General features: G+C 49.0%; 18 protein-coding genes. 14 read left to right on the top strand and 4 right to left on the bottom strand.

What is annotated here, in order from left to right:
• Positions 1-10 precede the first annotated feature (10 nt).
• Entirely contained in the window at positions 11-1045 is a 1035-nt protein-coding gene (locus BM082_RS22010; RefSeq protein WP_017013436.1) for a hypothetical protein, read from the top strand.
• Between the two features lie 535 nt (positions 1046-1580).
• A complete protein-coding gene (locus tag BM082_RS22015; RefSeq protein ID WP_017013437.1) occupies positions 1581-2321 on the top strand; it encodes a helix-turn-helix transcriptional regulator in 741 nt (246 codons plus the stop codon).
• A 96-nt stretch (positions 2322-2417) separates the two neighbouring features.
• On the opposite strand, the gene BM082_RS22020 is transcribed toward BM082_RS22015, so the two are convergent.
• Together BM082_RS22020 and BM082_RS22025 are read right to left on the bottom strand one after the other, a co-directional pair.
• A complete protein-coding gene (locus BM082_RS22020) occupies positions 2418-3764 on the bottom strand; it encodes a type III PLP-dependent enzyme domain-containing protein (protein ID WP_017013438.1) in 1347 nt (448 codons plus the stop codon).
• 29 nt (positions 3765-3793) lie between these two features.
• Positions 3794-4162, bottom strand: a complete 369-nt coding sequence (locus BM082_RS22025) for a hypothetical protein (RefSeq protein ID WP_017017545.1) — start codon at positions 4160-4162, stop codon at positions 3794-3796.
• 215 nt (positions 4163-4377) lie between these two features.
• Here BM082_RS22025 and BM082_RS22030 point away from each other — a divergent pair, with 215 nt between their 5' ends.
• The 9 genes from BM082_RS22030 to BM082_RS22070 all read left to right on the top strand — a co-directional run bounded on the left by BM082_RS22030 (position 4378) and on the right by BM082_RS22070 (position 14294).
• A complete protein-coding gene (locus BM082_RS22030; protein WP_074928632.1) occupies positions 4378-5394 on the top strand; it encodes a beta-ketoacyl-[acyl-carrier-protein] synthase family protein in 1017 nt (338 codons plus the stop codon).
• Positions 5387-6976, top strand: coding sequence for an AMP-binding protein (locus tag BM082_RS22035; RefSeq protein WP_074928635.1), 1590 nt, complete (start codon positions 5387-5389; stop codon positions 6974-6976). Before BM082_RS22030 ends, BM082_RS22035 begins: the two co-directional genes overlap by 8 nt.
• Positions 6973-7983, top strand: coding sequence for a 3-oxoacyl-[acyl-carrier-protein] synthase III C-terminal domain-containing protein (locus tag BM082_RS22040; protein WP_074928637.1), 1011 nt, complete (start codon positions 6973-6975; stop codon positions 7981-7983). The genes BM082_RS22035 and BM082_RS22040 overlap by 4 nt, the downstream gene beginning before the upstream one ends.
• Entirely contained in the window at positions 7964-9511 is a 1548-nt protein-coding gene (locus BM082_RS22045; protein ID WP_074928639.1) for an AMP-binding protein, read from the top strand. Before BM082_RS22040 ends, BM082_RS22045 begins: the two co-directional genes overlap by 20 nt.
• Positions 9504-10514 (top strand): alpha/beta hydrolase, encoded by a 1011-nt coding sequence (locus tag BM082_RS22050; RefSeq protein ID WP_017017540.1) that lies wholly within the window; start codon positions 9504-9506, stop codon positions 10512-10514. The genes BM082_RS22045 and BM082_RS22050 overlap by 8 nt, the downstream gene beginning before the upstream one ends.
• Positions 10511-11479 carry a transglutaminase family protein gene (locus BM082_RS22055; RefSeq protein ID WP_074928642.1) on the top strand — a complete coding sequence of 323 codons (969 nt, stop codon included), beginning with the start codon at positions 10511-10513 and terminating at the stop codon, positions 11477-11479. The genes BM082_RS22050 and BM082_RS22055 overlap by 4 nt, the downstream gene beginning before the upstream one ends.
• Positions 11466-12452, top strand: coding sequence for a 3-oxoacyl-[acyl-carrier-protein] synthase III C-terminal domain-containing protein (locus BM082_RS22060; protein ID WP_074928644.1), 987 nt, complete (start codon positions 11466-11468; stop codon positions 12450-12452). Before BM082_RS22055 ends, BM082_RS22060 begins: the two co-directional genes overlap by 14 nt.
• Positions 12449-13453 (top strand): alpha/beta hydrolase family protein, encoded by a 1005-nt coding sequence (locus tag BM082_RS22065; RefSeq protein WP_074928646.1) that lies wholly within the window; start codon positions 12449-12451, stop codon positions 13451-13453. Before BM082_RS22060 ends, BM082_RS22065 begins: the two co-directional genes overlap by 4 nt.
• A 196-nt stretch (positions 13454-13649) precedes the next feature.
• Positions 13650-14294, top strand: a complete 645-nt coding sequence (locus BM082_RS22070) for a hypothetical protein (protein ID WP_074928649.1) — start codon at positions 13650-13652, stop codon at positions 14292-14294.
• A 98-nt stretch (positions 14295-14392) separates the two neighbouring features.
• On the opposite strand, the gene BM082_RS22075 is transcribed toward BM082_RS22070, so the two are convergent.
• Together BM082_RS22075 and BM082_RS22080 are read right to left on the bottom strand one after the other, a co-directional pair.
• A complete protein-coding gene (locus tag BM082_RS22075; RefSeq protein WP_017012097.1) occupies positions 14393-15340 on the bottom strand; it encodes a hypothetical protein in 948 nt (315 codons plus the stop codon).
• A gap of 11 nt (positions 15341-15351) precedes the next feature.
• The gene (locus tag BM082_RS22080; protein ID WP_074928652.1) at positions 15352-16308 is read right to left on the bottom strand and encodes a threonine ammonia-lyase; all 957 of its coding nucleotides are present in this window, start codon (positions 16306-16308) and stop codon (positions 15352-15354) included.
• A 207-nt stretch (positions 16309-16515) separates the two neighbouring features.
• Between BM082_RS22080 and BM082_RS22085 the strand changes: the two genes are divergently transcribed.
• From BM082_RS22085 to BM082_RS22095, 3 genes are all read left to right on the top strand, one after another.
• The gene (locus tag BM082_RS22085) at positions 16516-17436 is read left to right on the top strand and encodes a LysR substrate-binding domain-containing protein (protein ID WP_017009231.1); all 921 of its coding nucleotides are present in this window, start codon (positions 16516-16518) and stop codon (positions 17434-17436) included.
• A gap of 771 nt (positions 17437-18207) precedes the next feature.
• The gene (locus BM082_RS22090) at positions 18208-19143 is read left to right on the top strand and encodes a hypothetical protein (protein WP_139218811.1); all 936 of its coding nucleotides are present in this window, start codon (positions 18208-18210) and stop codon (positions 19141-19143) included.
• Positions 19144-19270: 127 nt separating this feature from the next.
• Positions 19271-19535, top strand: a 265-nt coding sequence (locus BM082_RS22095) for a transposase (RefSeq protein ID WP_244276072.1), incomplete at its 3' end; no start/stop codon positions are given.

Consider the following 19535-nt stretch of genomic DNA (forward strand, 5'->3'; position numbering starts at 1 on the left):
CATTTTTCTATTGTTGAACTATGCAAAAACGTGGCGAAACCGCGTTGTGAAAAAGGAAGAAGACACCTTGGATAAGCCATACAAAAAGCGCGTATCCGCGCAAAAGATGCCCAGCCGATTAGAAAAAGAAAAGGCAATGCCAGATGAATTAGTCATGGCATTAAACAAAGCGAAAGCGCTTTCGAGTCGTAATGGCGTTGCTTGGTTGATGTTCGAAAAAAATCAGCTCATTGCGAGTTATAGTGGCTTTGCGGGTGACCCCATGTTTGCTTCTTTAGAACGATTGGAGCCAGCAACACACAAGCGTCACCTTTATATCTCTTCCCCACCACATCGCCATTCTTACAAGAGCAGCGAACTGGAAGAAACGGCAGAAAAGTGGGAACTTGATGTGGTTTGCTTCCCTCAACTGTCTAATGCCATGAACAAAGCATTGGTGGTGGAAGCGCATGAATCGAAAAATTACACACTACACACCCCAGCGTTGAGCCCAAAAAATGAATCGATATTCTTTGGACCTGCAATGCTTGAGAACCACCAAAGACCTTGGACAACCTGCTTCATCTCAATGAACAGCCAAGGTCAGGGCGTAAAATACGATCATTTTTTATCGGGCTTTGGTGCAGAAAGTACCTTTCACCATGCGTTGACCAAGCACACCATTGTGGCTATTCAGAAAAGCCTGACCCAATCAGATTCCCAGCTACACGCAATCAAAGAGAAGTGCTATGCCATCGACATTGAAAATGCAGATGCCCTTGCTCAACTGCAGAGTAAACTCGCCCGAGGCGGACAAAGTTCACTCGTTACCTTGTGCGACTATGCGTTCTTCTGCGCACTGGCAGACGCAAACACTGTTGATGAATGTCGAACCTATATGGCCTTAACCGAGTTACCCAACTTCCAGCCCTCACCTATATCAATGGGTGAACATACAAATACTGTCCCTAGCCTTTTGGGTTGGAAAGTGACATCTACGCACATTTTTGATGCTGGCGTGCTGATCCAAATACGTCGAGCAAACCAATATAACCAAACAACGTAAAGAAGCGGGATTCAGGTTATTTGACGATAATCGCTCGTCTTTCAATTAATTGACATAGTCATAACGATATCTCAATCCATTACTGCTGGCGTAGAATCCATTTGTCATAGATAAATAAAACGAACAGGTGTTTAATGGATATTTCAACAGACTTCACAAATTGTTATTAACATTTTTATTCATTACATGTTTAAAAGAGCGAAATTTATCATTAATAAACACACACCTTCCCTTTTATCCACAACACAGACATTCCGTTTACGGGAATAAAATGAGAAGAGTATTTGCTTTACTTTTCTCACTTTAGATTCATTGCTGACATTCTCTCAACTAAAGCCCAAAAAGTTGGCCTTTCGATTGACGATTTCTGGGAGCGAGTGCTATGTTTTCGTGTATTGATAGCCTTACAAAGTAAGCAACACAGAGATCTCTGGCCCAATTGCCCCATTACTATTAGCTGAGTTGTCTTCAGCATATGAAGATGTCTAATTCGTTTAACTTAGCTCTTCACGTCAAGGATGAAAACGTCGTTTTTATGGATACCGATCAGCTATATGCCATTATTGAAGAATTAGATGGTGTGCAAAACAAAGAACAACTTGAGTCATTATGTGAACAATTCTGCAAGCTCGTTGAAATTCCCTATTATTTATTTGGTGTCATCGAGCAAGAATCACTTTATGCCCCTGTCATTCATACGTTTACTAATTACCCCGCACCATGGTTAGAAAAATACTTTCAACAGAATAAACAACGTGTCGATCCTGTGGTGAGTTACATCATGACGCAGCAAGCACCGATACGTTGGGATTCCCTTGTTCAACGTGAAGAATTTCAAGCGCCTCAGCAACAAGAGCTGATGGCACTCGCCAGCCAATATGGCCTGTGTAATGGGTTCACCGTACCGATCAAATCTGCATCCGGCGATTTTGTGTTACTCAGCATGGCGATTGGGGATGTAGAAAACCAATGTGAAAAGCTCAACGCCGCCATCCCTTTTGCCCATACACTCGCTACCCATCTTCTTGAATGCTACCTCACCATGAAGATCAAAAACCAAGGCAGTGAAGAAGTGTCTCTGACGAAAAGAGAAACCGATTGCTTATTTTGGGCAAGCGAAGGGAAAACCGCGTGGGAAATCTCGAAGATCATTAATGTCTCTGAGCGTACCGTCTTATTCCATCTTAACAACTGCACCAAAAAACTCGCCGCTTCTAACCGTCAACACGCGGTTGCACTTGCAATAAAAAAAGGGCTGCTCAAACCCAATTTGTAAATACTGGCTCTTGCCCGTTTTATCCAACAAGCTCACTTCCAAACAAAAACGCGGGCCTCATGGCGCCGCGTTTATTACATCGAAGAGTCGAAAAAACTAACTCACACGTCGCAATGATTCCGATGCCAGTTCCTGCTCAATGTCTGTATATCTTCGTTTCATCTCGTCGATGGAATCTTGCTTACCCACTTGTTTCACCCCGGCTGGCGTGACCAAATATTCAGCGGGGAACCCGTGCCCAATGAACAACCCGGGGGAGCTAGTGATCGCGTACGCGCCCACTTGATGCACCACTAAGTAATCGCCAACAGCGAGAGGCTCAGAATCAAACTTATCCGCGATAATGTCAGACGGTGTGCACAGTGGGCCAACGAGGGTGTACCGCTGTGTCTCTGCTTTTGTTTCTACTTCTGTCTCTAAGCGACTTGCGCCAACCGTCATGCTCGCGCGATCTGGCAGTGCTGCACATGCAATGTCATCCAAGTTCGTGCTTGTCGCCTTGTCGATGAAATAAGGTTTTCGCATCAAGTTCGCAAACGCCGTTGCACCGTGAAATAGGTTGTAACCTCCATCACATACAACAAAAGTTTTACCGCCTGACTGCTTGATGGATTTCACCTGAATCACGGCCTTACCGTGTTCACCCACAATAAAACGACCACTTTCGAAGAATAAGCGTGTCGCCCCTGTTTTCTCTATCAAGTTTTGCTGTAAGGACAATAACGCCTCTCGCATCGGCTCGACAGATAGCGCCTTTTCCCCTTTGTAATAAGGAATACCAAAGCCACCGCCCAAGTTAAGCGCATGCAGCGGCAAGGCAAAACGCGTTTGTAACTCAATCAAGTAATCACACAGTGCTGAGAAGTTAGCAATAAAACTGTCAGGGTCGAGCACCCGTGTGGTGGCATATATGTGTACGCCAGAAATGGCAATGTTATGAGATGCTGCCAGCGCCAACAGAGACGGTAAATCCTCCTCCGTGATGCCAAATTGCGATGCCGCACCGCCCATTTTCATTGAGCCGCCAGAGATTTCCACGTTCGGGTTTAAGCGCAGTAAAATCGCCGTGTCCGAATCATAGCGCTGTTTCAGCGCGCCCAGTTCCACCAATTCATCGGCGCTTTCTACCGCAACAAAAGCAATGTTGTTTCGCGCACATTCCGTTAAAAGTCGCGTGGATTTATACGGGCCAACACAGCCAATGTTGTTCGGCGCAACGCCGCTTGAAAGTGCCACATCTAGCTCAAAGGCGCTGCTCACATCACAGCCCAACCCTTGGTTCACAATGGTGTCAACAAGTGACGGATTCGGGTTCGCTTTCAGGGAATACAACACGGTGGCGACATCCGGCAAAGTCACGGCTTTCAAGCGGTCGCATTGCTGCTGGATCCCGGCTTGGTCATACACATAAAACGGCGTATGAGGCATCGAAGTATTTAACATCTTGAACGTCCTATTATGGGGGCTTTCCTTTAAGGGTTCTTAAACTCAACGTAACTCAGGCAGCGCTTTGCAGGAGCGTGATGCACCATGTCTACCGATTCCAACTTATCGTTACTGGTGTTGATCGTGATAAGGCTCAGCACGTTATGGCACGCCTTTTCAGCGCGTAAGCTCATATAGACAAAGTATTCAAGATACTCTTGGTTGCGTTCTTCACGCAGAAATTTGAAGTGGGTGATGTCATCACTTTCCTCAAACACCCATGGGCTTCCTGACAGCTCATGGCCGTTCAACATGTCACGCAGTTCCTTTTTGTCGAAACTGGATTTTGCATTCACAAAAGGCACCACCAGCAAGAGCGCAAGAAGATAGCGTTTTTTCATTCGAGTTTTGAACATAGACCTAAACATATTTCCTCCTTGGATATGATGAGAATGCGTCGATTCCCAGCGTCGTATCTACACAAGCAACCTGAGAAGGTTTGAATTCAGATTGCCTAGGTACACACCATCGCATATCAAAGGAATCGGGCTAACTGTCAGAATTGACAGCTGGGTGAAGAACAAATAACCAACAACAATGTGAGTCATACGTTCGCAAGTGGATAGGCACTATGACCCAATTGAATTACTGGTCGGACACAGCAACCAACAGAGAGCCTGTAGAAACGACCCTCTCCCATCTCGGCTATGACGCTGGCTATGTCGGCATCATCAAGAAGATATTCCGCATTGCACAAACGCCAGTATCTAAACTGTCGCCGCAGCAATATTTGATGCAAGACGCCTTTTGTCAGCGAACCGAGCTGCTGGAATCCGACGCACTCACCTACACCCACACAGGGCAGGAAGTGTATCCCTTTGGGCAGTCATGCTTGCGCTCGCTAAACCGTTCAAGTCGCGGAAATGGCGCGCTGTTTGGCTCAACCGCCTGCAATTGCGCGTCCACGTTCAAAGTCATCGACCTGTATCGCCGTCGTCAACAAAGTGCGGATAACAAGGCATCGGCGAGGAAACGCCACGTGATTGTCACCTGCGACACCGGCTTCACGCCAATCCTCAAAGACATTCCCGGCTCAACCGTCACAGGCGATGCACGCAGCGCGATTTGCTTGGATGACGGCGCAGCGGGCGACTACCAATTAATCAGTTACGAATCGCAGGTTTACCCCGCCCATTTTGGCGGCGCGTGGGAAGACGAAGAAAAGCATTCGGTCTACGAGAAAACCTATAAAGATCGGATTGTTGCGCTGATCGAACAATCATTAGCAGGGCTAGCGTTGGATGCAGAAAGTCGCATCGCCATCGTGCCCCACAACGTCAATGTGTACACCTGGAAAGCCATCGAGAAGAAACTCAACAACCCGCAACTTTCCTTCTTCACCGACGGCGTGGCTGACCACGGACACTGCTACGGCAGCGATGCCTTCATCAACCTACAATTGCTCGAACAACGCTACGCAGAGCAAGACTCAGCAGAACAAGACTGTGCAGAGCAACACGACGCCCCCCATTCGCCACCTCACCCGATACCCGATTACTTCCTGTGTGTAACCGCGGGTGTGGGTGGCTTTTTTTCAAGCGTGACGCTGAAACGGACCGATACAAATAAGGACCCGTCTTATGACTAACACTCCCTCGAATGAGCGTGTAATCGCGCACGACTCAACGCCACAAGGCACATCACTGCAACAAACCATTGTGGCGAACATCAACAAATACGGCGATAAAACCGCGGTGCGGTATCGCAATACGACTTACAGCTATCGAGGCTTATTGGTGCTCGCCAGCCAACTCCGTGACATGCTTGCCGCGCACAGTGGCATCCAAAAGAACGTGCCGATTTTGACATGTTCGCGCTCGCCACTGTTTGCCAACTTATTCAATTTGTTACTCGGGTTAGAAGGCATCCCTTACGAACCCTTGTCGCTCAATGAGCCGTTCGATCGCGCCATTGCTAAAGCGAGTAAGTGGCAGAACTTCGTTTTGCTGACAGATAGCCAAACCGAGAGCGAGTTGGGCCCAATTTCCGCCCGCGCTAGCCTCACGGTGATTGCCGACGAAAACTTGTCTTACCGTACCCATTCGCGCCCTGAAAACGCAGGAGAAAATCACCTTTCCCTCGATGAGTGCGTCTACATACTGTCAACGTCAGGCTCGACGGGCGTGCCAAAGTCTGTCCCGATAAAAAGCCACAATCTCGATGCCTACTTGTCTGCCGCCACGCGCTTTTTCGGCGTCGAACAGGACGAACATTTCTCCGTGATCCACGATGTCTGTTTCGACTTCAACATCCATGAATTGTATTTACCGATCCACAATCATGGCTGCCTGTGCATTGCGGATAAATCTGACTTGCTCAGCCCTGCCACCGTCAGCAAATTCGTTGAACGCCACGGCGTTACCTTCTGGTCTTGTGTGCCCTCTTTCATCAACCATTTAGACCACTTACGCAAGTTCAACAGCAACACCTTCAATCGCATTCGCAAAACCATGATTTGCGGTGAAGCGCTGACGTTAGTGATTCAACAAGCATGGCGCGCCCTCGCCCCAAACAGCCGCATTTTTAACTTGTATGGCCCGACTGAATGTACCGTTTCCGTTTCAGGGAAAGACATCACCTTCCCACAGCAAGACGACATTCGAAACGGCGTGCTTACCATTGGCGAAGCCTGGGACAACACCCTGTTCTACGTGCTCAATGAAGGCCACATCAGTCAAGAAGGCCGCGGGGAATTGCTCGTGGGTGGACCACAAGTCTTTGATGGGTATTTTCGCGAAGGCAGCGTCTGCCGTGAAAAGCTAGTGGAAGAACCGCAAAGCGGCCAATTGCTTTATCGTACTGGCGACAACGTAGAGCTCTCGCCCAACAAGCCGAATCACTACCTCGGACGCGGCGACGATCAGTTGCAAATTCGCGGACATCGCATCCAAAAGAACGAAATCCTGCACCTGATTTGCCAAACCATTCCGTGCTCCAACCTCGCCGTGGTGGAAAAGAATTCCTGTAACGGCACCACCATCGGCATCGTGTTGTTCATCTCAGGGGAAAACCTGCAGGAAGTTGATATTCGCCGCCGTTTGGCCGCCACACTCCCCAGCTATGCCCTGCCGCTGAAGATCAATATCGGCCCATTGCCGATGAACAAAAACATGAAGATTGACCACAAAACGCTATATGCAAACGTGAACCCAGAGGCGGAAACCTCATGAGGATCGAAGATAACAACAGCGTAGCCCTGTCGATAGACGCCATTCGCGTGGTCAGGCCGAAGAAAAAGCTCGTGTTGGTGGATGACTTTGACGCCGTGCATTGCACCTCGTTCAACGCCCACATTCTGAAAAAGATGATGGGCATTGAAACCGTCAATTTGCTGCCAGAGGGCGTACCGCACGATGCGTTGATGATGCCGCTGGTGTCTCTTTCAGATGCTCAAACCTACGAAGAGTTCGGCAATGATGTGGAGCTCCGCAGCGCCAACACCGGCGCGATGCGGGCACAGTTCGGTCACTCTGTTGACCGTACATTGGCGCGCATTCACAACCTTATGCCGCTTGGGCTAAGCAACGCCAATCGCTGTGTGTCGCTGTTTAAGCAACTCGACATGATTGCGCGTTCCGCCCCTGCACCGCGTCAGTATTGCATTCACAATACCGAACTCGCATTCAGTAAAGACATGCGTATCACCCGTGGCTTGTCTGTACAAGGTGACAGCAACACAAGTTTGCGATTGAGCCACACAGACGATCCAAAAATTCGGGTGAGTAGCGTGCATTTGCATTACGACCGTCGCTTTGCACGGGGCATTTGGGGCGACAACGTCGAAACCAAAACTTACGAAGAAAATTATCGGCAGAACATGCATCAGGTGATCCACCGCGCGTTAGACAAAGCGGGCGTCACCCTGTCACAGATAGACCACTTACTCCCACACAATATCAACATCAAATCATGGCGCTTTCTTTGCCAATCGCTCGACGTGTCTGAATCGCGTTTGTTTTCGCGAAACATACAGACCGAAGGTCACTGCTTTTGCAATGACATGGTGATCAACCTCAGCGATGCACTTGAAGCATTTGCCCATGAAGACACACCTCCCACCGCAGAAAATCCATTGCGTTTTCTCGCCGTGGCTGCCGGCGCTGGCGGGATGTTCGGCGCCTGTGTGCTTGATGTCATTCAGTTAGAAGGATTACGCAATGAGAGACACGCTATATAACGTCATGGTGGAAGCGGCAGACCGTATTGCCGTTCTCGACCAAGATAAAACCTTCCGTTATCGCGACGTCTTAGACGATGCCGCACACCTGCACGAGCAGCTAAACACGGCGGCGAGAGGCGGACCAACGGGCACGCACATTATCATGTCCGCCGAGCGTTCTTACACCAGTGTGGTCATGTACGTGTTCAGCGTGGTGTATGGCTATACCCTTGTTCCCGTGACAGCGGAAATCGACAACCGATCGCTAACCCGTTTGATCAACGAACTGCCAGTCGCCTTCTTCTTTACTGACACACTGACGGATAAGGGCACGTCGCGTTTACTCGCTGTTGCACAACAAGCCTCTTGCCCAACATTGGTCGCTGAACGAGGCAAACCTTTGAGCGATGGGGCGTTCCATCAGCCACTGCCACCATTGAATAACAGCCGCGAATGGTTAGCAGCACCCAGCCAAGACAACCCTGATCTGTATTTGATTTTCACCTCAGGCAGCACAGGTAACCCAAAAGGCGTGAGTGTGGAAACCCACAACCTGCTTAATTACCTAGAGGCCACACGGGACGAGTTCGGTGTTCATGCTGACGATGTGCTGAGCCACATTTCCCCGCTCAGCTTTGATTTCAGCATTCACGAGATCTTCATTGCGCTGTTCAATCAAGCGGCCATTGCCGTGCTGCGTGAAAACGACAAATTCAACTTCTCAGGTTATCTCACCCGCCATGCAGTGAGCGTGTGGGCATCGGTGCCTTCTACCGTGGCGTATTTGAACAAAACCCGTCAATTGAACCCGAACCAATACCCTGCGCTGCGATTGGCGTTTGTTGGCGGCGAACCCGTGCAACCTTCGCTGCTGCACACGCTCACGCAAGCAGCCCCCAACTGCACCGTGTATAGCTATTACGGCCCAACCGAATGCACCGTCGCCATGATGGCGTGTTTGTACGACCCCACCAAAGAATACGCCCAGCACATGCCCCTTGGCAGACCGTTCGGCGGGCACCGTTTGTTAATCCAAACCGAAGCCGACGGCAAGTTTCATGCCACAGGTACAGGCGAAGCCTACATTGCCGGACCACAAGTATTGAAAGCCTATTGGAATAACCCTGAACAAACCGCGCTGCGTTTTTCTTATCACCCTGAACACGGCTACATGTTCCGCACGGGCGACATCATCCGCATCGAGGAAGACGGTAACCATGTGTTTATCGCACGCCAAGATGACGACATTAAAATCGGCGGATATCGCTTTAACACTGCCGCCTGTCGAACCTTTGTGGAAGAACAAACCAATGCAGAAGATGTGGTGGTCACGCCCTTTTCTCACAGCAACGAAGGCACGTTCGATCGCCTTTTAGTGGTCACCGTAAACGCCGAGATCAGCGAAGCCGCGTTAGCCCGCATCTTCCGCGACCAATACGATAACTATGTGCAGCCGCACTTCGTCAACGTTTCGGAACTGCCGATGAACCGAAACGGCAAACTCGACAAGAAAGCCTTGATGGAAAAGGTGGCCTGCCATGTTTAACGATTACCCACATTTAATGTCCCTAATCAAAACACAGCCGCCCACACAAGAGGTGTCACTCACCAATATCAAAGAGGCGTCGGTATACGAAGAAGCTCTGCGACTTTTAGAAAAGCAGTCACTGAGCAAACGACAACGCATCGTCGTGTTTAACCGCTTGGTTCCCATAGAAGGGAAACCCACCAATGTCGCAATATGGGCACCTAAACATGCTGTCGAAGAAGGTTCTGATCCATTCAAACCCACCAAGCCCATGCGCTATTACCTTACACATAAAGGGGAAGCGATAAGAGCACGCAGTATTCAGGCAAAGTCCGATGTTCAGGTAACCAAGTTTTGCCTACTACTTCCCGGCTTTAACGGCGGGCCGTTCGATCAGTTTCACCTTGCTGAAGCGCTCGCCAAAAAAGGCTATTGGGTCATATCCGTGGGCTGTTACATCAATCCGGAACTCAAGCCGAGTGATGATCCGGACAAAATCGCTCTCGCCCTTGAAGACGCTTACGCCACATACCCAGCGATATTACAAACCTTCACCGAACTTACCGGGCTCGCTCTCTCTGCCGAGACCTTAAGTGAAGTACGTTATGTCTCGTTCTCTGCTGGCATTTACCCTTTATTGCGTGCCATCAGAAAAGGCCATTGTCCGAAGTGGCAACACCGTGTGTTACTCATGGCGCCGGGGTTATCCGCCACCCCAGGGCAGGCGAAATTGCTGACACAAGCACCCGTATCCCGTATGGACCTGATTCATTCAGAACAGGACACACACCCCACCTTTGGCGACCCCCTGCATTACTTAACCTTTTTTGATGCATCACGCACCCAACTTCACTTGCTGCCGAAAGGTGAACACTACGATTTCATTCATCTTCCGTTGTCCGTCACCAAAGACGCGAACACCACGCCCACGGGCGGATTCACCCAATCTCAACACGAGCACGCGGTAAAGCAGGAATGCTTGGCGGTTCTCGACAGTCTGATTCATGGAGAAACACGATGAGCTCAACAACCACGCAAGTCCCAAATAGCCGAGATGCTCACACCATCATGACCAACATCAATGACGTGTACACCACCCCAACGCCCTACACCGCGTTTGATGATTGGGCCAGCTTCAGCCCTGCCTATGGCGACAACATTTTGTCTGACCCACAAAGCGCGATTGATCTCGCGAATGACTTGGTCGCGCACTACACCAATTCTGAGTTTCACAAAATGGCACCAGAGCGCGCGGACGATCTCGAACTGCGCTCTGTCAGAGATATCATCGCCCGTTACCACACGCTGAACACAGATCCAGCAGCCTCCATCACACCAGTGGGTGGACGTTGCCGCGACCTTGCATTACTGGTGTGCAGCCAGTTTCGCGCCCAAGGTGTGCCTGCTCGTCTTCGCTTTGGCTTCACCCACATGTATTACGACACCAAACGCGCGCTGGCCGACCACGTGGTGGTGGAATACTTCGACGAAGGGCGCTGGAAAATCCTTGAGCCACGCGGCAGTTCGCGTTTGATGGCACATCAAGATCTGGGCATTAACCCCATCGACGTCGACCCGAAAAAATTCATCAATGGACCGCGTGCGTGGCACAACATCCGCAACAAAAACATGCGTGCAGAATGGTTCAGCGGCACCACGCCCAATGCACAAATGGGCTTGTGGTACGTCAGAAAAATCATGCTGTTTGATTTGGCGAGCCTGTGCCGATACGAAGCCGATGTGTTCGATTTGTGGGGCTATTTGACCGATTCAAAACCCGGCGTGATGCCGAAGTTCAAACCCCATTTAGACGCGCTCGACAACATCGCCGCGACAGATTTTCTGGATGAGCAAGCCTTCGCCGAATGCTATCAACTGCTGGTCCAAGACGAGCGCTTTTTACCAGACGGGGAAATCAGCGTGTCGCCCACCCTTGGCAAACGCTCAACCCTGTCAGTAAGGAAGGAAGACTATGTTCTATATTAGTCGCAACATCACGGCTGACGCGCCGCGGGTGCTGAACGTGTTGGACGACCACGATGCGCTGTTCCTGAGCGCATCCTCCGCCAAAGTGTTTAGCCAATGGTATGGGTTCAAAGAATTGCCCTACTACGACCACACGCCCTGCACCGAGTATTACCAGCAGGCATTGCAAACCTACGTGGAATCGGATGATGCGAAGGACAGCGGCACGCCCAAATCTCTCGCTGACACTTACGATGCCGTCGTACACAACCATACCGGCGCGTTATGCGGCGTGTTCGGCGAGCGTGTGATGCTGCGAAGCAGCCGCGCCACACTCAATAACGACGACCCAAAAGACAGCAATTGGCTGCCCTTCTCCTCGTCTGCCGCCAAGTGCGCCACGCCCATGCAGCTGATGAAATACTTCGAACGCAACCGCGCCCTCAACAACATCTTGTTGGTCACGGGTGACATTGCAGACAACGTGGACATGCGCGTTAATCCCGTTGCTTTGAGTTCAGACACCATCAACATGGTGAAACTCAGCCGCACCCCGAGCGATATCTCCGTATTGTCCGTCGCGACCTTGTTCGACGGCCAATTCTCCGGCGGGATTTACCTTGAATCTAATGACGGCATTCAAGAGAAGTACAACGCGTTCTACCAAATCAACGTCGAGAAAGTGGTCGACCGCTGTTTGAAAGAGGCCAACCTCACCCGAGAAGACATTGACGTGGTGCTGCCACACAACGTCAACGCACAAACATGGAAGAAATTGGCTGCAAAATTAGGCATTTCTATTGATAAGGTTTACACCAAAAACATCGCCCGATATGGTCACTGCTTCGGCGGTGATCTGTTCGTTAATCTCAATGATTTGTACAACGAATTAGATAGCCCACGAACCGTCACCTGCTTAGCCGTTGCGGCAGGTATTGGTGCCTCTTTTGGTGCCACACTCTTCGGCATATCTAAAGGAAAGGAAACTGAATGAGAGGTCGATTGAAGAAAATGAGTATTTTTCTGATTTCCACTATCGTCGTGCTCGGCGTTATCGTGTTGGCAGTTTTTCTGCTGCAACGCCCGCCCGTCGATCCCGCGCTAGAGAAAGGCCTAGAGGTCTCTAAATTCACCGTGGAAGATGCAACAGGCCAAACCGAACTTACCGCCCAAGTGTGGCAACTTCCCCCTGAGAACGCAGAGCCGCCAAAAGGCGTGATCTTAATGTCTCACGGGTTTTCTGCCACCGCAGGCACATTGCGTGTTTATGCCGCCCAATTGGCGCGCGCTGGTTATGTGGTCGCCGCCGTCACCCATGACGATCTCAAAGGTTTGCGCAGCGGCCTGGTAGAAAACGACCCCATGGTCGCAAGGCAGCGCCACTTGCAGCTATTGCTCGAACAGCTTTACGCGAGCGATGAACAAAACACCCTGCGCACGCTACCTGTTGGCATCTTGGGTTACTCCCTCGGTGGTTATGCCGCGCTCACCAGCACCGCATTCCCGCCAGTGCTAGACAAGCAACCTGCGTTTTGTGAAACCCAGCCACGCGGCGAAAACATCTTGTTGTGTAACCCGCGCTTTAGGCAACGCATTCAAGCGATTTTGTCTCAAGAACCCAACGCGGCAGCACGAAGCCAAACACCCGCGATTCCCGCATCGGCCATTGCGTTGTTTGCCCCAGCTTACACGCAGCTCGTTGACATGGCAGACCAAGAAAACACCCCTGCCGTGTTTCTTGCCAACGGTCAGTTTGATGAATACGTGAGCCCAACGGACATGCAATCCCTCGCGCAATCGCACAGCTACATTAAAGCACACAAGGAACTGGAAGATGCCGGCCACTATGTGTACCTGCCTTCATGCCCTTGGCCGCTCTCCCTCTTTATGGAGAACTGCAAAGACCCAAAACCGATAGAACGCGCACCCAAGCAAACTGCGTTAGCGAACGAATTGGTGGCGTTTTTTGATGAGAACTTGGTGGGGGCGAATTAGGACAAAGCTAGTTAGAACGAATACTGAATGGCGCTAAGCATGTCTGGATAGATGTGCTTGGCGTTGGTTCCTCACACTGCCAGCCACGAAAGCAATTCGCATATTGGGACTGTTTTTTTTGACCCTAATCTGTATACACTTTCTGCATAGCCGTCGGGACGATTAGTGTTTCTAGTGATAAAAGGTAGGAAAAACTATGCCTAAATTGCCTTTTGGCCTTTCCATCATAATGGGTATTTCTGGATGCACATTTCATCCATCCGCCATGCATGTAGATATCACCAATGTTGAAATAACTAATCAAAAAGCCCCGTCGATAGCTCGGGAAAATTTAGGCGACGTAAGGCTACCGACCGTTGAAATAAGTTTGACTGGAAATGCACTTGTCTATACCACCGACAACAATCAATTGAGTCAGTTTCGCTGTGAAGTTATGAACGGCAAAGAGAAGCTGGTTCGTTATTCAATGGGACAATTAGGAGATTTTATCTATCTTGATAGTGATGGAGTCTGGCAGGATTTTTCCCTAAGTGACGTTGAAGATTCATCGTCGAAACTAACCAGTTTCTCAGCTCTCGTTTATCGAGATCTCAAGGTCGTGTTTTATGCTAGAGAAGCCGATTCCAAGGTTGGAAAAACAACCCGCCATGACTTGCTGTCGTTAGATTTCACACATGTCCAATGCAATGTCGTTGGTGTGACTTGGCCGATTTCCCTGAACTATTCGAATGACATTATCATCACCAAAGCACAGTTAGTTCAGAGTTATCGTGATTTCTTGCTCAAAGAAAACATGGCAGAAATCAAAGACATTTTAGCGACTGAAAGGCAACTTCTATAGACATAAGCACTTTAAGCCAGATTGCTGCGGGGACAGACACTCTAGAAAGCTGAGGTATTCCGCCTAAGCCGCAAAAGATCGACGGGGTACGCCGCGATTTACTCCGGCATTCTCGCCAAACAATATTCGGAGATGGCCAAGTCTAATTTAGCGATGCCTGTCAAATCACAGATTGTGATACCAGGACTTGGCCCTCGAAGCACATCTCCTAATTCAATGGGCGTAAATGCCTCCCCAAACATATCGTCGGATATTCCCTTTAGCTCACCCAAGACGGCAGACTGACTGATGTCATCGCATACCCAACGGTTGCTTTCTAACACCAAAGCTTCTTCCAACTCCCGCTTTTCTGCGCTATCAGACCCCATTGCAACAATCAGAAGATCACGAGACTGACGAGTACCAAGTACCGCCTCTTTATGCAGCACAGGCGTTCGACTGGTGGTTGCTGTGATCACCAAATCGGCATTAGCCATTGCAAGCGCCTCATCCGTAAAATAGGCCACCTTGATACCATGCGTGTCTAACGCCCAGTCGACAAAACACTTAAGACTTTCGGTGTTTCTACCAAAACATCTGATTTCTTTGGGTTGCCTTACGAGCATTAGCGCAGAGAGTTGCATTCTCGCCTGTCGTCCTGTTCCGACTATCACCGCGATGTCGAGCGTTTGAGGGGCAAGTAAATCGATGGCATACCCGCCCGCTGCTGCTGTGCGTATCTGGGTCAAATAGCCATTGTCTGCAAGCACCGCCTTTAATTGACCCGAGGCTGAGTCATACACTGCGTTCATACCGTGTGTCTCGGAGACATTGCCTCCGTTGGGGCGGTAATTGCCCGCCATTTTCACCACAAAGTGCTTTTTCAATGCCGTGTAAAATGACTTCACGCACAGTAAGCCATTCAACGGTGCCAACATCATCTGCTGCACAGGAGGTTGGCAGGTAAATGCAGCACCCTCTGACTGAAATGCTGCACCCATTTCAACAATCACATCACTATTTAGCGAGACAATGTTGCGAATGTCCGCTTCGTTCATAACCACCATATTCCCACCCTTTATGACTGCGCGGAAAAATCACGGTTACGCCCGCTGACAACGCAAAGGATCTGTTTTCCCTCGCGCCTCTCCCCGTCGGTCAAGGCAGCTGCCAGCGTAATCGCGCCGCACGGTTCAGTTGCGAGTCCAAGATAGGATTCCAACATGTTCATGGATGCACGAACCTCATCATCGGACGCTGCGATAAAACGGGTAACATTTCCCTTCACTATCGGCCAAGTAAGCTCGCCCGGCATTGGGTGTGGAGGAAGAATCGCATCACAGATAGAGGGGCCAGTTTGCGCATAATGTGTCCGTTGGCCTTTGTTCATCGAGTTAAACCAAGGCCGAGATACGTCTGATTCCACCCCCACTATTTCACAACGAGGAAAATGTTTGGCAATGGCTATCGACACGCCAGCGAGGTACCCACCGCCAGACGCTGGTACGTAACAATAGTCAGGTGTGATATGTCGGCTATGACAATAATCGACCATCTCAAGACCACTTGTACCCTGACCCGCGATAACTTCTGGATGGTCATAGGGCCGGATCAGAGACAGTCCCTGTTCTTTTTCATAGTGTTCGGCAATCGCCTCCCTGGTTTCAGTTTCAGGATCAAACAAGACAACATCAGCACCCAATAATCGTGTGTTCTCAATTTTTACAGCGTTCGCTGTCTTGGGCATGATGATGACACTTCTCACGCCAAACGTTAGGCCTGCATAGGCCACCGCCTGCGCATGGTTGCCCGTGGAAAAGGCAACAACGCCTGCCTGTTTTTGTGCGTCAGAGAGCGTCGACACAGCATTGATTGCCCCTCGAAGCTTAAATGCACCTGTTGGGCATAAGCAGTCGGCCTTCATGAAAACAGATCCCTTCATGTGCTTATCGAGTAACGGTGACGAGAGCATAGGGGTAACGTCCATATAAGGTTGGATATTGTCTCTTGCTTCAATCAACATCTGATAGTTCATTTACCTTTCCTTGATTCTGTTTAAAGGCGCGAGCACCAGCAACCGATGTTCCTGCATAAGTGATTTTGGCAATGTCATTCCACTATTTAGAGTCTAGAGCGTGACAAAACGAAAACAATCAGGATTTCTCGCTAACACACTTTAGAAAATCTTAACTATTATGGTGAGATAAAAGGAAACTATTCACGAAGGTCAAGGCAAACAACGATGCCAATATTTCCATCAATGAACGGACTGCGTGTATTTGAAGCAGTTGGGAAACATCAGAGTATCCGACAGGCAGCCAAAACACTCCACATCAGCGAATCTGCGGTTAGCCAGCAAATTAAAAACCTCGAAGAACGTTTGCAGGTAAAACTAATTGAAAAGGTTGGGCGAGACATACAACTCACCGAAAAAGGCGCGCTGTTTTACCCCTTCATAAAAAACGGTATGGCTGCCTTTTCGGAAGGGCTCTGCGCACTTGAAGAAGCGCAAAGTGATCAATTAGTCACGATATCAGTCATCCCTTCTATGGCGAAATGGTTGATACATAAGCTCCCTGATTTCCACCGCTCCAACCCTGGCATTCGTGTCCGTGTGCATTCAAGCAATACACAAGTTGATGAACACAATGTTGAGGTAGATTTTTCCTTACGATTCGGTTTAGGCAACTATAAGGGCATGGTGGCGACACCAATCTTGCACGACAAAATCGTGATAGTCGCAGCGCCATCAATAATGACAAGCGACAAAGGAAAGACAGAGCATGAGAACGCACTTTCTCTGCCTTGGCTGGGCTATCACGCCAAAGACATTGATGATATCAATCACGCTATTCAGAGGTTTACAGGGGATACAACTCAAAATATCGCGAAATTATCATCCGAAATTGATGTTAATGACGCAGTGTATGTTTTAGAAGCTGCAATATCCGGTCAAGGGATCGCCGTAACCAGGCACACGATGGCAGTTCAATATTTGGCATCTGCACAGCTTGATTGCTTATTTGAAATGCCAACCTTTACCACATTCAGTTACTTCATTGTTCACCCCAAAAAACGACCTTTATCTAAAGAAACGGACATATTCAGCCGTTGGCTAAAAAACAACCTCATTAAAGATTTTCCAGAGTTGGCATTTTATTAGCGTCATACCCAAATCGCATCAAGGCAAGGCAGTGCAGGGGCAGATACTGGCAAACCTCGCTATATCTATTGGAACCTTCTACCCGCCGTTCATTGCCACGGTGCTGGGGATTGATTGCTGCGAAGACCGACACTCAACATCGATGGCATCACCGATCCTGCTCTCCGTATCTATAACCCCTCTAACTGCCCCATTGAAAAGTGTGGAGAATCTAAGAGCCATTTCACTCACGCTTCTGGCTCTTTCTCTTATCTCCTATCTTGATACTCACAATCTCACTTTCTTGTGCCTTACCCTTATCTCGATACTCGCAATCTCACCTCTCGCAACCTGTTCTCCCCATTTTCTTAACCGAATCAGACTATTCCCAATAACGACGCATTTTCCCACCACCGCCTTTGCTAGGTTCAATCTAAGTGGCTTTCTTTATTGCTGTTTTGTTAGAGCGCTAATACAGAATTTACGTTTAACACACATCAAATAAGCATCTGCTTTCACAACATAATGATGACCAAATAATTAATATAGGCGCATACTATGAGTTGTTTGATAAGGGTAGCTTTCATTTTTGTTTTATTGTTTCCTACATTTTCAATCGCAGCAGATCTCCAAAATTTCACCGCTAATTTTTTGTTCACTGACTCAAACGGTGCAAATCCCATTCATAATCGAGCCATTTGTAAATGTGAAAATATCTATCTAAAAAACGTCTCGACGCATGGGGTGAATAACACCCCAATAGGTAGTGCTCTAAATACGGGGGTTTACAAGGTGTTTCGCCGCGTACCCTATCAACTTATTGCTACGTTTACGGCGAACAGTTGGTCTTACGGTGAAGTGAAAAGTATTCAGGTATGCCAAAGCTTTACGGGGGGTGGGCTTAATTTAAGCGTTCAGCATTACGGCTCAGGAATTGCCGCAAATGGAGAGAGAGGCGACAACATAAATTTATCCACCTTTAAACCCACTGTGCTTACTACCCCAACGCCAAGTACACAAGCATGCCAAGGTGAGACGGTTCAACTGAACGCAACAGGCGCAGATTCTTATGTGTGGTCGCCGTCAACGGGGCTAAATTCAAACACAATTCCAAATCCGACTGCCACGCTTATGTCTTCCCAAATGTTTACTGTTACAGGGTCGAAAACATACAACCTTGCGAATATGTGGAGTCCATCTTCTTTGACGTGCAGCAGTTCTCGAAGCGTCACCATTAACGTTGAGAACATTTACGCGTGTGACGCCGGAAGAAAGGGAATGACTTGGCAAAAGAACAGTCATGGTGACGTTGCGACCGTTGTTGATGTCGGGTGTGGTAACGGTGCAGACAAATGCGATCCCATACAAGGAGATACTTTGTGTACGGAGGTTAGACCCGTGTTGTGTATCCATCCTTCTAACTTCGCTAAACCAGAGGGCAACCTTGGAATCTATCAGCCAGGATGGCTAAATGAACCGAATAAGTATCACAAGTGGTCTGGTGGCGTTATTGCTACGTCCCCACCGGTTTCTCCAGAGGCGGAAAACTTTGATTCAGTGACTGAAGTGAACAAGTTCTGTAAAAAGACATTTGGTGAAGACTGGCGCGTGGCTGAGTTTCATGATGGCTGGGGCTGGAATTTCATGGCGTATGGAAATCCAATCAATACCTCTCGATTTTGGGTAAACATCAACGATCAGATAAATGGGAACTGTTGGATAAATTGATCACGACTCTCGAGACGTGATTGCTGCGGGGACAGACACTCAAAATCGGTGGCAGAGACTGTAACTAATTTTGTGTAACTGGCTATCACACCATACTCTAATGAGAGTTAAGGATAGGCAGATGCGCATGAACAAGAAAGAACTCGAAGCTTTCGCAAAGGAAGCAGCCAAAGGTATCAAAACACCTGAGGACTTGAACGAATTTAGCCAGATGTTGAAAAAAATCACCGTCGAAGCAGCGTTGAATGCTGAAATGGATGAGCACCTAGGCTACGAAAAACATCAAAAGTCGCCATCAAACAACAGTCGGAATGGCACGAGCAGCAAACGTGTCAAAACCGAAGAGGGCGAATTTGATCTTGATACACCGCGCGACCGCGATGGCTCCTTTG

The organism is Enterovibrio norvegicus DSM 15893 (assembly GCF_900115495.1).
Classification (GTDB): domain Bacteria; phylum Pseudomonadota; class Gammaproteobacteria; order Enterobacterales; family Vibrionaceae; genus Enterovibrio; species Enterovibrio norvegicus.